The 14,327-nt window shown below is 37.4% G+C and carries 12 protein-coding genes and 1 other annotated feature (1 of these 13 running past the window's edge); of the genes, 1 reads left to right on the top strand and 11 read right to left on the bottom strand.

What is annotated here, in order from left to right; all coding sequences use genetic code 11:
- Window positions 1-171 (bottom strand) — a binding site (T-box leader) (it extends 88 nt beyond the left edge of the window).
- Between the two features lie 102 nt (window positions 172-273).
- Complete coding sequence (locus CD31_RS22830) at window positions 274-468, top strand: hypothetical protein (RefSeq protein WP_081977448.1); 195 nt, start codon at window positions 274-276, stop codon at window positions 466-468.
- Here the strand turns inward: CD31_RS22830 and CD31_RS03370 are convergent.
- The 11 genes from CD31_RS03370 to CD31_RS03320 form a co-directional block, all read right to left on the bottom strand.
- Window positions 445-1,209, bottom strand: a complete 765-nt coding sequence (locus CD31_RS03370; protein WP_036075786.1) for a hypothetical protein — start codon at window positions 1,207-1,209, stop codon at window positions 445-447. The genes CD31_RS22830 and CD31_RS03370 overlap by 24 nt on opposite strands.
- Window positions 1,210-1,289: 80 nt before the next feature.
- Window positions 1,290-1,736 (bottom strand): SRPBCC family protein, encoded by a 447-nt coding sequence (locus CD31_RS03365; protein ID WP_016991879.1) that lies wholly within the window; start codon window positions 1,734-1,736, stop codon window positions 1,290-1,292.
- Between the two features lie 304 nt (window positions 1,737-2,040).
- The gene (hemL, locus tag CD31_RS03360) at window positions 2,041-3,333 is read right to left on the bottom strand and encodes a glutamate-1-semialdehyde 2,1-aminomutase (protein ID WP_036075785.1); all 1,293 of its coding nucleotides are present in this window, start codon (window positions 3,331-3,333) and stop codon (window positions 2,041-2,043) included.
- A complete protein-coding gene (hemB, locus tag CD31_RS03355; RefSeq protein ID WP_016991877.1) occupies window positions 3,334-4,314 on the bottom strand; it encodes a porphobilinogen synthase in 981 nt (326 codons plus the stop codon). It lies immediately after the preceding gene.
- Window positions 4,311-5,072: a uroporphyrinogen-III synthase gene (locus CD31_RS03350; protein ID WP_036075783.1), complete on the bottom strand. Its 762-nt coding sequence runs from the start codon at window positions 5,070-5,072 to the stop codon at window positions 4,311-4,313. Before CD31_RS03350 ends, hemB begins: the two co-directional genes overlap by 4 nt.
- The gene (gene hemC, locus CD31_RS03345) at window positions 5,062-5,994 is read right to left on the bottom strand and encodes a hydroxymethylbilane synthase (RefSeq protein WP_016991875.1); all 933 of its coding nucleotides are present in this window, start codon (window positions 5,992-5,994) and stop codon (window positions 5,062-5,064) included. Before hemC ends, CD31_RS03350 begins: the two co-directional genes overlap by 11 nt.
- A gap of 18 nt (window positions 5,995-6,012) precedes the next feature.
- The gene (locus CD31_RS03340) at window positions 6,013-6,840 is read right to left on the bottom strand and encodes a cytochrome C assembly family protein (protein WP_016991874.1); all 828 of its coding nucleotides are present in this window, start codon (window positions 6,838-6,840) and stop codon (window positions 6,013-6,015) included.
- A gap of 182 nt (window positions 6,841-7,022) precedes the next feature.
- Window positions 7,023-8,387 carry a glutamyl-tRNA reductase gene (gene hemA / locus CD31_RS03335; RefSeq protein WP_036075782.1) on the bottom strand — a complete coding sequence of 455 codons (1,365 nt, stop codon included), beginning with the start codon at window positions 8,385-8,387 and terminating at the stop codon, window positions 7,023-7,025.
- A 196-nt stretch (window positions 8,388-8,583) separates the two neighbouring features.
- Window positions 8,584-11,502 (bottom strand): VWA domain-containing protein, encoded by a 2,919-nt coding sequence (locus CD31_RS03330; RefSeq protein ID WP_036075780.1) that lies wholly within the window; start codon window positions 11,500-11,502, stop codon window positions 8,584-8,586.
- Window positions 11,503-11,520: 18 nt separating this feature from the next.
- Window positions 11,521-12,966, bottom strand: coding sequence for an S-layer homology domain-containing protein (locus CD31_RS03325; protein WP_036075779.1), 1,446 nt, complete (start codon window positions 12,964-12,966; stop codon window positions 11,521-11,523).
- A 169-nt stretch (window positions 12,967-13,135) separates the two neighbouring features.
- Window positions 13,136-14,327: hypothetical protein (locus tag CD31_RS03320; RefSeq protein WP_036075776.1), on the bottom strand; the 1,192-nt coding region annotated here is incomplete at its 5' end.

Raw genomic sequence — 14,327 nt, 5'->3', positions numbered from 1 at the left:
TACCCTACTGGCTCTCAATTCGGTAACGGTGTTTAACCGGCTTTAACTACTATTAGTTCACTAAAGCTGCTCAAGGGCTACCTTCAATTCCGTACAAATAGAAACTTCACAGCTACCGTTTCTTCTCTGAAAATGTAGACAAAATTTACTCTTCCCTATCATAGCATCTGTATTTGATTTTCCTAATTGTACCGCAGGATCGTGTCATTTTTCAAGTGATTTAGTCATCTTTTAGTAAGAGGAAAGTAAATAGAAAAGGAAGTGACAATTCAAATGCGACGACGCAAGTATAACCCTTGGCTTTTACCACCTTGGCTACGGCAAGTTCGTTTTTATTGTAGAACCATTATCGTGCCGATTTGTGCTTTTCAGTTTATCCGTGTCATTATTGTGCCAACATCAGGTGATTTAATCTTCTTATTACTTCTGCTACTTCTCTGCTATTTACTTTTGAAAGATATCATTTGAAACACGAACTTTAAGCGGTGTATATTCTTCTGTTAGATCCCAAATCATAGAAGGCACTTCATGCCAAGTACTGGATTCACGTACAACAATATGGCTTGAGGATTCTCTTAATACAGCTTTTTGGTCAACTGTTGTAGAATTCTCTTGGCGTGAAGCTGCTGCTACTGCGGCAGGTTGTTTCACTTGAACACTTTCTTCGATTACGGCCATTGTTTCCTCTTGTTCGAAAGCATGTGTTGATAGGTGCGGATTGTCTAACACAGCTTTTTCATCAACAGGTTCATATTCATTAAAAACACTTGTAACGGTCCACTCAAGCTGACACATCTGATTTGTTAGACTAGAGCGAATATCCTTGACCATTAAATCTTTGACATCGGATTCTTTTGGTAAATCCACATGTAAAGGTACAGCATACTCAAAATAACCAGTATCTCCTTGGATGTCTAGAGCATCAATTGTAATTAAATCTTCATTTTCTGCAAATGCTTGCATATCTTGAAAATCAAAGCGAACGTGTGCGGTGATATGATAGATGCCCATAAGTCGCAAAGAATCTTCTAATTGCATTGCCTGCCATTGTGGCTTAATTTGTACAGCTGCTATTTCAGTTGGGCAGCCATATCCAGGAAAACAAAATGCTTCGCGCATATTCCAAGTTTTGTGTTCGATAATAATCCCTCCCTTTGCATCATATGACGATTTAAAGGAGAGTATGCTAGGGTGTTGCCATTTGAACACATTTAAAAATAGATACTACTAAAAAACTGGCATGCTAGAAGCAATATTCTAGCATGCCAGTTTCATGAATGTTCATATCTTTAAACATTTACTAATTTAATTTTATTCGCTACACGATCTGTTAGCATTTGCGTTGCCTTTGGTACAATCGGTTTGAAAATAGGATTTAAAACAGGGCCAGCTAACCCGCCCGCAACGACTTCTAAGAATCCTGTCATTTTTGTATTTTCAGGATCAATACTTTCTGCGAGGAAATAGCCATTTCCTGTGAAGTTATCAGAAAGCCCCTTTAATTCGAATGTAACTTTTGATGGTGCTAACCATTCTAAGATTGTAATTTCTACTTCAACTGTTTTTTTCAAAACGCCAACATTGCCTTTAAAAGTCCAAGTGGAGTGTTTTTCATCAATCATTTCATGTGCATTATAACCTGGGACAAGCTTTGCCCATTTTTCCATATCACTAACGAAATCCCATACATGCTCAATCCCTACAGGAACTTCGACCGTGTGTGTGCCTGTTGCCATATCAATTCACTACTTTCTTTTATGAATAGCTATATTATAAACGATATCGCCCACAATTTGGCTATGCTGAAAGATGTAATTTTGACAAAAGCAGGTCCTTCATCCAGTATAGAAGATCTTGTTTACTAGTAAATATATGCTATTCTCTCTTTTTGTCCTTACATTTCTCTAGCACTATAATGCTTTCTGCTTGATCCATTAAAAAAGTACAACGGTAGAAAAAGCAAGTTTGACGGGCGAAGGGCTTTGTTTTTCAAAAATATGAGAGCATGCTAGAAATAATTCTAGCATGCTCTATCAAATTTTATTTGGCTAATTGCGCAAATACTTTATGGAATGCAGCCACTGTTTTCGCAATATGCTCTTCCGTATGGGCTGTTGAGATGAATAGTCCTTCAAATTGAGAAGGAGGTAAGAAAACACCTTCCTCTGCCATTAGACGGAAGTATTCAGCGAATAATTGTAAATCAGATGTTTTAGCAGAAGCAAAATCAATGACATTTTCATTTGTAAAGAAGAAGCCAATCATAGAGCCTGCACGATTGACAGTGTGCGGGATATTATATTTTGTTGCTGCTTCACGGAAACCAGCCTCAAGCTGATCTCCTAATTTTTTAAAGTAATCATACGTACCATGGTCTAAACGGGATAACGTTTCATAACCGGCTGTCATCGCTAGTGGATTCCCCGATAATGTTCCTGCTTGATAAATTGGTCCAGCAGGGGCTACTTGCTCCATAATTTCTTTTTTCCCAGCGAACGCACCTACAGGGAGACCCCCTCCGATTACTTTACCTAAAGTAGTCATATCTGGTGTTACCCCAAAATACCCTTGTGCACAGCCATAATCTACGCGGAAACCTGTCATAACTTCGTCAAAGATTAATAATGCACCGTGCTCTGAAGTAAGCGCACGTAAGCCTTCTAGGAAACCGGGCTGTGGTGGAACAACCCCCATATTTCCTGCGACTGGCTCCACAATGACTGCAGCTAACTCTGCGCCAAATTTCTCGAAAATCACTTTTGCCCCTTCTAAATCATTATAGGCAACTGTCAACGTATTCCGTGCGATATCTGCAGGCACACCAGGGCTATCAGGAAGGCCTAATGTGGCAACACCAGAACCGGCTTTAATTAATAAAGAGTCACCGTGACCATGATAAGACCCTTCAAACTTTAAAATCTTATCACGCCCTGTAACACCACGTGCTACACGTAATGCAGACATAGTAGCCTCTGTTCCTGAAGAAACAAAGCGGATCATTTCCATTCCTGGTAGACGGTCTAATACTAATTGGGCTAAGCGATTTTCTGTATAGCTTGGAGCACCGAACGAAGAACCCTTCGCAGCTGTATCTGCAATTGCTTTCACTACCTCTGGATGTGTATGTCCTAAAATTAGCGGACCCCACGACAATACATAATCAATATATTCATTGCCATCAATGTCTTTAATGATTGCCCCATGACCAGATTCCATGAAAATCGGGTCCATATTTACTGATTTGAATGCACGTACTGGGCTACTTACACCCCCCGGCATTAATTGAACAGCTTCAGCATAGGCTTGTTTTGATTTTTCGTAAGAACGTGTCATTTATTTCTCCTCCAACCAACGTGCAACATCTTTTGCATGATACGTAATGATTAAATCAGAGCCTGCACGTTTCATACCTAATAATGTTTCAAGCACAACTTTTTTCTCTTCAATCCAACCATTTATAGCAGCCGCTTTAATCATTGCATATTCACCTGAAACATTATACGCAACAAGCGGTAATGGGTAGTTATTTTTCATATCTCGAATAATATCTAAATAGCTAAGAGCAGGTTTGACAATTAAGAAATCTGCGCCCTCTTCAATATCTGACTCTGCCTCACGGAATGCCTCTAGACGGTTTGCAGGATCCATTTGGTAGGATTTACGATCACCAAATTGTGGAGCGCCATCTGCAGCGTCACGGAAAGGTCCATAGTAACTGGATGCATATTTGACTGCATAGGACATAATCGGAATATGTTCAAAACCAGCTTCGTCTAGACCAGCACGAATTGCCGTTACAAAGCCGTCCATCATATTAGAAGGAGCAATAATATCAGCACCAGCTTTTGCTTGTGATATCGCCGTGCGGGCTAAAACATCTAATGAAGGATCATTCAAAATTTGATCGCCCTCAATTAAGCCACAATGTCCATGATCCGTAAATTCACATAAGCATGTATCCGCGATGACTAATAACTCAGGATGACGTGTTTTAATGAGTCGAGTTGCTTCCTGCACAATCCCATGATCATGAAATGCACCTGTTCCAACCGCATCCTTTTCAGCTGGCAAGCCAAATAAAATAACCGCAGGAATACCTAAAGCTACAACCTCATCCACCTCTGCCTCTAGATTATCCAATGAAAATTGAAAAACGCCAGGCATTGACTGTACTTCATTTTTAATATTTTCGCCTTCTATTACAAAAATAGGATAGATCAGGTCCTCTTTATGTAAGTATGTTTCTTTTACCATTGATCGCATCGTTGCATTGGCACGCAAACGACGATGTCTTTGAAATTGTAGTTTTGTCATGATTTGTCCCCTACTTTCATAATTTCTTCGATGACTGCTTGCATTGTATAAACACTTGGCATAATATCCACAATAGCACCGTATTGTTCAAGAGCCGCTTCCGTAATATGGCCGATGGCTGCAATGCGAGCTGCATGCCAGCCGATATGTGGCACAACATCCCTTGCATACACGTCAACTGCTGAAGGACTAGCAAAAATCACTGTGACATTTTGATGTTGCTGGATGCAATTGACAATAACAGATGTTTGATCATGTCGTTCTATTGTTTCATAGACTGTCCATTCTTTTAACTCAAAAGGCAGTCCATCCTTCAGCGTACTTTTCGCCTTTTCGCCTCGAATAAACAGACATCTCGGATGATTACCCGCTACGCTTGGAAATTCTTTAACGAAAATATCAGCACTAAATACGGAAGGCATAAAGCTTACTTGAAATCCTAAATTTTCTAATGCTGTCGTTGTTTTTGTGCCAATGGAAGCTATTTTTCCTTGGAAGTGATCCGCATTCAATTGATGTCGAAGCATTTTACTAGCAAAAGCTTCTACAGCATTTTGACTAGTAAAAATCAACCAATCATATTGCTTCGCGTGATTCAATAGTTCAGCATCCTTACTATCTAATCGTTCGCAAGTTTCAATTAATGGGGCTATGATGGCATGGCCACCTAAAGATGTTATGTTTTCGACAATGGTTGTTGTCTTAGATGTGCCTGTTAAAAGTATGGTTTTACCCTTTAGAGGTAAATTACTTGGCATCTTGTTCTGCCTTTACACGCTGAATTAAATCGAAAGCACCTTGTTCTGTTAAAATTGCAGCTAGCTCTTCTCCAATTTTTTGTGCATCTGTGCCAACTACTGTTTCCTTATATACAACAGATGCGTCTGGAGCAGCAACAAGGCCTGTTAATGTAATTTCTTCCCCATTTGAAGTAGCATACCCTGCGATTGGTACTTGACAACCACCATCCATTGCTGCCAAAAATGCACGTTCTGCATGTGCTTCTTGCCATGTAAATGAATCAGTCAGCTTACCTAATTCGGCTAAAAGCTCCGCATCATCGGCACGACATTCGATGCCTAGAGAGCCTTGTGCTACAGCTGGCAGACAATGTTCTACAGGTAAAAATTCAGTGACTACATCATCACTCCAACCAAGGCGTTTCAAACCAGCTGCAGCTAAAATAATAGCATCGTATTCTTCTGTTTCAAGCTTCGCTAAACGTGTGTCAACATTTCCACGAATCCATTTAATTTCGATGTCAGGACGTACTGTTAAAAGCTGTGCACTACGACGTAAAGAACTTGTACCAACGACTGCTCCTGCAGGAAGGTCAGCAAATTTAACATGCCCTTTCGAAATAAATGCGTCACGCGCATCTTCACGTGGTGGAATACAACCAATCACTAGCCCATCTGGCAATACAGCAGGCATATCTTTCATAGAATGAACAGCAAAGTCAATTTCTTTATCGTAAAGGGCTTGTTCAATTTCTTTCACAAACAACCCTTTCCCACCTACTTTTGAAAGCTGAACATCTAATATTTGGTCACCTTTGGTTACAATCTCTTTTACTTCAAATTCGAATGGTACACCAGCCGCTTTTAATTCATTAATAAACCAATTTGTTTGCGTTAGCGCTAGCTTACTTCTCCTAGAACCTACAATAATTTTTCTCAACAGTCTCCAACCTTTCTTCTAATACCATAAATGGAATCGCGATAAACTACTTCCTAGGAAGAAGTTCACAACAACTAATAGATAGGCATAAATATGTACCCATGCATAAGTTGTACCTGTCAGCTTGCTTTTGCGATTCACATATAAGATAAAACAATACAAAATTAAAATAATGAAGGACCCTATGATTTTCGCATCGAAAATCGAAAGACTCTCTAATGTTAATAGTGCCCATTCAAAGCCTAATATTAAACTTATAAATAACATCGGAATCCCAATAAAAAAAGAAATATTCATCCAGCTACTTGTCTGCTGCAAGGAAGGCAACCTAGTCCATAAATGCGACCATTTTTTCTTTTTCAGCAAACGATATAGCACGAGATACAAAATGGCAAACACAAATGTTAAAGTAAATGCTGCATAAGACAGTATTGCAAATGATATATGAATAAAAAGCAACTCCGAAATTAAAGTATCCCCGACAGCTCCTGTAGGACGTTTCGGCATAAAAGTAAATATACTAGCGAACAAAAATCCTAGTATATTAATAATAAACACAGGTAAATCCACCCTTGCTATGCAATGAAGGATAATGGATAACGTCACAAGTAACCAGGAATAAAAAAGTATTCCCTCAGACAAGGATAAAATCGGAAAACGCTTCGTTTCCACAAACGTTAAAATGATAATGGCACTTTGAATCATCCATACAAATGAAACAAGCCAAAAAGCAATGCGCCTTGCACGTACTTGCTTATAAAAATAATCAGTAAAGTAAAAAACTAGACTGATCGCATACAAGACGATCATCACTTCATAGAGCCTCGTCATGGTCAAATCAGCCAATAGACATCCCTTCTTTGTCGCGAAATTAATAAACTATTCTAATATAGAAAACAAAAAAACGTTTTCGTATCCTTAGTTTACCATACAGATACGAAAACGCCTCGTGTAATATCAGTAGAAAATCCAATTGCGCACAATACCTCTGTACAACCATGGCTATCTATATGAGCGCAATAGATAATTTAGAAAGAGTACTTTGGTTCAGTAGAAGTCTGAGATACCTGTGAGCGTTCTTTGCGCTCAAGCTCTTGCTTTGTCATCTCATGAACTTCAGCTTCCACAGCATCCTCTATACCAAAAATTTGTTGGAATAAACGTAACTGTTCATTTGCTTTTGGAGAATTAGCCATTTCTTTAGCTTGTAAGATTGGCTCCTTTAACAATTGATTGATAATAGATTTTGTATGTTTACTTAAAATTTTACGTTCACGTTCCGTTAAATCAGGCATTTTATTTTCGATACTTGTCATTGTCTCTTCTTGGATACGATTTGCTTTTTTACGTAATGCTGAGATGACTGGCACTACCCCAAGCGTTGCTACCCAGTCTTTAAATTGCACAACTTCTTTGCCAATCATATCAGTTATATCAGCAGCAGCACGTTCACGCTCTGCTAAATTCGCTTCGACAATACCTTGTAAATCATCGATATCATATAGAAAAACATTTGATAGGTCGCCAACTCGTGGATCAATATCACGAGGAACCGCTATATCTACCATGAATAATGGTTTTCCTTTTCGTAAACGTTCCACGAATTGCATTAGCTCGTAATCAATAACATAATCTGTTGCACCTGTTGAAGTAATTAAAATGTCCGCTTCTAGCAAAGAACATTGTAATTCCTTCATTGATTTAGCTTCACCATGGAATTTAGCCGCTAAGCTTTCTGCTTTTTCAAATGTACGGTTAATGACAGTAACTTTCCCTACACCACTACCGTAAAGGTTTTCAATCGCAAGTTCCCCCATTTTCCCTGCACCTAAAATAGCTACATGCTTGCGTTGTAATGAGCCAAAAATTTTCTTTGCTAATTCTACGGCAGCATAGGAAACAGATACCGCATTCTCACCGATTGCTGTTTCATTATGAGCACGCTTTGCAAATGTTACTGCTTGTTTAAATAGCTGATTGTATACCGTTCCTGTTGTACCAATCTCTTGTCCACTTAAAAAGCTTTTTTTTACTTGCCCTAAAATTTGTGTTTCACCTAGAACCATTGAATCGATTCCAGCTGTCACTTTAAATAAATGTTCGATTGCCTCATCCTCTTCACGAATCGTTAAATATGAAGAAAATGTCTCCACAGGCAAATCAAACCAGTTGGCTAAAAATTGTTTCACAAAATGACGTCCAGTATGCAATTGATCCACAACAGCATATATTTCTGTACGATTACATGTCGAAACAATTACGTTTTCTAATATACTTTTTTGCTTTTGCAGCGCTTCCATTGCTTGTGGCAGTTCACTCTCAATGAATGATAACTTCTCACGTATTTCAACAGGCGCTGTTTTATAATTCAAGCCTACTACGATGGTATGCATGAATAACACCTCACACGTTCTAATTCACAAATCTCATTATAGCACAGTTCGACAATAGTTCATCAATAATTTGTGAACATGTCATGAAGAACTGCAATTCGTCATCTACATTAGAATTATTATAAACTAAGTGTAACAAATTATACGTGTTGTTTCAAATTAAAAAACTGCCCCACAATCGGAGGCAGTTTTCTCATTAATTTGTTATTGTAACAGTCTTTATTGCAATTATATTTCCATCTTTATCGTATGCTATAAACTCAATCTCATCATTGACTTTAAAGTCCTGCATAGTTTGAACAGTTTTCGTTAACATATAAACTTGATCACTACGCTTTTGCAAATCAAATTGGACATCTCCACTGATGGAATTAAAACGTACATTCATCTTTGCAACATTTGGGCAGTTACTATCAACACGAGCGCTCATTGTAATATAACCTTTTCGTAGTGAAACACTTGTTTCTTCAAATAAATCTTCCGGATTGATACAGCTTGAAGCGGACGTTTTACATAAAATTGTATCAATTAGCTTCTGGAAGACTTGATGCAATTGTAAATTATCAATCGCATGGAAGTACGTTCCGCCTGTTTCTGAAGATAATTGCATTAAAGTGGCGTCATTTACTTGTGATTTCTTGCCCATACTTACTGTGTATACCTTGACGCCTTGTTTTTTCGCTTCATTTATAACTTTTGTCATTTTTGATTTACTAGTTTTTCCATCAGATACAACGACAATCGCTTTGGATGTTTTCGAATCATTCGAGAATTTTGTTAAAGCAATATCAATGCCTGCAAAAATATCGGTTGCACCCTTTTCTTTCGATGCTTTATAAAGATCTTTTTTCAACACATTTTCTGTAGTGCCTTCTCCAAGTATTGTTGCTTTTGTATTCGTTTCAATGACTATGTTATTTTTAGCCTTTAATTGATTAATTAGTTCAATCATTTTCTTTCCACGATAGTTTGTTGGATCAACTGCCTTCATGGAAGAAGAATAATCTACTACATAGGCAATTTCTGTTGCTAAAGAACAAGAGTTTTTACTGAAGTATGGATTCGTAAAAATATCTTTCGTCACTGTTTTATCTTTTAAACCCTTCAAGGATGTTGCATAGCGAGGATCTATTGGATTGACGAGTATTGCTTCCACTTTAGATTTTCCATAAATAACGGAATCAAAGTAGGCTACGGCAGTACCTGGATTTCCTGTGTTATTTAATGGATCTGAAGTGTTCGTAATGAATGAAGCTGTTTTTTCTACTCCGTCATACTTAATTTTGACTGTCCCTTGATAATCTGTAATAGGCTCTCCACCAGGACGCACTAAAGTCACCATTACTTTTGTATAACGATCTTTTCCTGATGGTCTTGATGCCGCCTCAGCACTTTCTTTTAGAGCCTCTACTCGTTTTTTAAAGGCCTCTACTTGTCCAAGTAATTTACCACCTTGGTATTTTAATAATACCGTACGATCATAGTTACTTAAGTTTGTGAAAATCGAATAAATCTTCATCACACTATCATAATGCTCTAATGTTAAATCCTTTTCGTCAGGCAATTCTTTCATAAGCTGAATAATGGCGCCGACTGGATTAATGTTTTCTACCTGTGAGGCAATATCATCGTCAATACCTTGAACGCGATAAATAGGACGACCATCGTCAGCAATTAAATACATAATTTCTGTTTTAGCTGGCGTTGTAACAGAGTTTTCAAAACGTGTCTTTAAAAGTTCTTCAAATAAGTAAACAGAAATATTATAGTTTTCAAATTGAAGAATAGCATTTTCATAACCTAAAGCCGGATATTTAGGATCAGATCCACCGTAACGTAAATAAATGTTTTGCACATTCCCTAAAACGTCCTTCACATTTGTTTGCTGCCCAATACTAAATAATTTTTTATCTGAATTGGGGTCTAAAGGAACTGGGCTATAGACATCAATTAAGTTTTGCGTAAAGAACTCTGGAATATCTTCACTTTTCGGAAATTCAGGTATCACACTGCCATTATCTTCTGTATTTCCTGGGTCGTATACTTGGTAATCAATACGCAATTCAGGCTGTGGTGCATAACGTACTTCTGCATTTAGCTTCTCTCCAACAAGACACTTCATTGCTGGGTCTGTATTATTAATTAGCTCAAAAGTTATGGTATCACGTACTGATTTAGTTAATTTTGGTGCTACAACGATAGCGGATACAGTTGAACCATCCGATTGAACAATATCAACTGCTTCACCTGCAGTATCAACAATATTTCCGTAGGATGCTTTCACGCGGAATGAATAGGATTTATCATCTGCGATAGGGTCACCATTACAAGCCTTTAAAGACACCGTAACAAGTGTTGTATCAACGTTATTTGCAATTAAATCAGGCTTTTCCACCACAATACTTTGCAATGCATTATTTACATTATTGGGTCCAGTAAAATCATTGGAATTATCCTTTGGCTCTTCAAAATCAGCACTACTTGAACCCATAAAACCAGGAGGTAACGTAATGCTATCATTATCACGACCAGCTGGACTACGTTTTAATCCTTGTACTGCGAAAGTGCTATTTTGAACAGCACGATATAAAAATACAGCAACATCACCACGTGTTAATTTTGTAGATGGATTGAAGCTAGCAAATGTCTTTTTGTCTGTAGAACTTGTAGATAAATCATTTGAATATAAATATTGCACTGCCTGTGGCTCATCTAAATCTAAGCCTTTAAAAGCAGCGTAAATTCGGGCAAATTGGCCACGTGTTACAGCTTTTGTTCGATTCGTATTCACATGTGTACCATTAAATGGTAAATAAAAATCACTATAGAAATTATAAGCAACACTATCAACATAAGATAACGCATAGTTACGATCTAGCTTGGCAAACATTAGTACAAGATCGCGATCTGTCACTTGATCATTTGGTAAAAAATTATTTGCGCTATTTAAGGACATGAGATCATTATCCACCGCCCAGGAAATAGCTTTATAATTATTGCTATTTGTTGGAACATCTCTAATTGTTGTAGCTGCTTGCGTGACAGTAGGTGTCGCTGTCATCAGTAGAAGCATGAAGCAAAGCATAGCAAGCAATGCTTTTTTTACATAGGTCATTTTTGTTCCATCCTTTCTTTAGTTAAAGAACAATATGTCATCACGATAGTTTTGTTTTAAGTCATCCTCTAAATATTTCAAGAATCGTTCTAGAACAACTGACGCCTCCGCACGCGTTAGCGGTTTATTTGGATTAAAACGACCAGCAGAATCACCAATCATTAGGCCAAGCTCATTTGCAATATAGATGCCATCTCGCGCATAATTTGGAATCTGATTGTCATCTGTAAATTTAGTTAAGTAGCCAGGATCAGGGGCTCTATTTTCAAGTCCTAAAGCACGAACAAAGATAGTTGCAGCCTGTGCTCGATTAATCGCATTATCTGGCTTAAAGTAATCAGCTGAAACACCTTTAATTATCCCTTTATTTAACGCTGATTCAATATAGCCGTAATCCTTGATAGAACGCTTCAAGTCTTTAAAAACACTTGTAGTAGGTGTCTTTTTTGATTTCTTTTCTTCAAACACACGTAAATCAACTGCTTTACCAATAGCCGTCGTAAAATCAATACGTTTCATTGGTGTATTAGGAGAAAAGAAGTTACTTGAATCTGAGTAAATACCTAGAGAATAAAGTTTTTCAATTGCTTCTTTCGCGTAATGGGTTGTTAAATCTCTGAATTTAGGAATGATAAGACGTTCAATTGTTGGCATGTACTCTGTATCTAAATCAAGTGTACCTTTTTGTCCTGAAGATAGGTCGTATGTATATTCAGAAATAACATCCTTTTCACTTACAACTGCATAGCCACCTTCAAAACTCCCTAAGCTACCGAGATTTTCCTCATAATTTAAAACACGTGATTTACTTGTAGATAAACGATTTTTCACATGACTTGTTTTACCATCACTATAGGAATAAACAGACTCCGTGATTTGAGTTTCAGTCGCACCCCAGAAGTTCTCATAGCCTGCATGTCGGCTATCTGTTTCAATTGTTACTGTGTTTTGAACAGCATTCTTTCCTTTTCCTGTTTCAAAGGCATAGGTTTTTCTAGAAATAATATTTCCTGAGTAATAATCAGAGGCTGCACGATTATCAGTAACAGTTCCTTGTGAAAATTGATAATCGACTAACGTATAAGTAATGGCACCGATTGTAATTTTTTCAGTGTATTTCTTTACTTCACCATTGGATGTTTTTTGACCAAGAACTGCATAATCCACTACATCTGATTCATAGGCAATATTTCTTGTCAATGTAGCGCCATTGCTTGCAGTTAACTTCATGTTATACGTTTCAGTTAATTTACCTTTTGATTCTTTTTGTGCAATTTTAATATCTTTACTTGTCCCTTTAAAAATAACAGGTGTCCCAGACAGGAACACGGCTTCTTCATATGTATACTCGTTTTTTACAGCACCCGTTGTTTCTAATGAAGCAGCTGATGCATTGAACGGAATAGTAGTTCCAATCAAAAAAATAGTCAGAACTAGCATTACTTTAGATAATTTTTTTTGCATTCGCTTTTCCTCTCTTTCACTGTGCATTTGCGTGCATAATGAAGCTTGTTTCTACTATCACTAAAAAAATCTGCTCGTCTTGCGAATGTATTCAAAGTAACTTTTTCATCTTTAGCTTATGAAATATATTCGCTTAAGACTCGCAAATTTTTTTAGTTTCATATTCATACTAATCTACCAAAATAAAATGAGCTTTAACAAATCGATCTGATAATACAACTAAACGATCAGATGGCTGTAAGTCAGAAGCTTGAATCACCTTACCTGCTTTTATCAGTGTCGCTTGGTCAATATTCATATTAACCATTTCACCTGCTTCATACCAACGACCATTTTGCCATTGACTAACACTCTTGACATTAATAACAGCAGGATACGTAGATTTCACAGACTGTAGCTTCCCTGCGAGCATTAGAGGGGCAACAGGTTTAGCATTGTCTAAAATATGAAGAGCTTGTACATGGCCATTCTTCACATAGAAATAACCATAGTCACCCTCTGATAAGTAAAGTTCAATATCTGGCATGACACTATATGTTTTATTGCCGTCATCTACCATAGCTTTTGTGGAATTACTAACTGACAATACAGTACGATCTGCTTTTTTGAAAACATTTGATTCAATCTTCATCGCATCATCAATTTCAATTACATATCCATCAGCTTGAGATAAGCGTCCATAATATAATTCATGACCAGCAAGATTAGGTGACATAAAACTATCACTTGTTACTTGTATTACTTGAGCATAGTGATCGCGTGTAGCACCATCAGCCACGACAAAAGCAGTACCATATGCCATAAGACCAGTAGGTTCGATTAATCGCCCATTTCGAATTAAAATCGTCCCATTATGGAAATACATTGTTCCTGCTGTTTTCAGTTTCAATAGTTGGTAATCTGTATCTACAGACAGCATTGGTTCGTAATATGTTCTTTCATTATTTTTCAATACGACAATTTTCTCGATTACTTCCTTACCAAATTGTTTAACGGTCGCATAGTATGCTTCGCTACCTATATAATTTTTCAGCTGACCTTTCTCGACTTTCGTATTCCCAACATATATTGGTACTTTGGATGTAAAAGGCATAGTGGAAAGTTCATTTGTTGTTTGAGAGCCAAATTGCCAGTTAACAAAGGCATGTTGATTTTTCACGGTAAGCTTATTGGCATTAGGATTGACCGCTTGTATCTCACCTTTATATAAATTTTCTACTAGTGTACCTGTTTCACTGATAGCTACCTTTGAGATGACCGAGGAAGTTTTATTTTTAAAGCTTAATTTAACTCGATCCCCGACGTATAATGCACTAATATCCGTTGCAGAAGAACCTTTTTGATAATTGGTTTCTTTGTTT

The sequence above is a fragment of the Lysinibacillus boronitolerans JCM 21713 = 10a = NBRC 103108 genome (genome assembly GCF_000772935.1).
GTDB classification, from domain to species: Bacteria; Bacillota; Bacilli; order Bacillales_A; family Planococcaceae; genus Lysinibacillus; species Lysinibacillus boronitolerans.
Note: the sequence above shows the minus strand (reverse complement) of the source record. Positions and strands in the feature narration are given on the sequence as shown.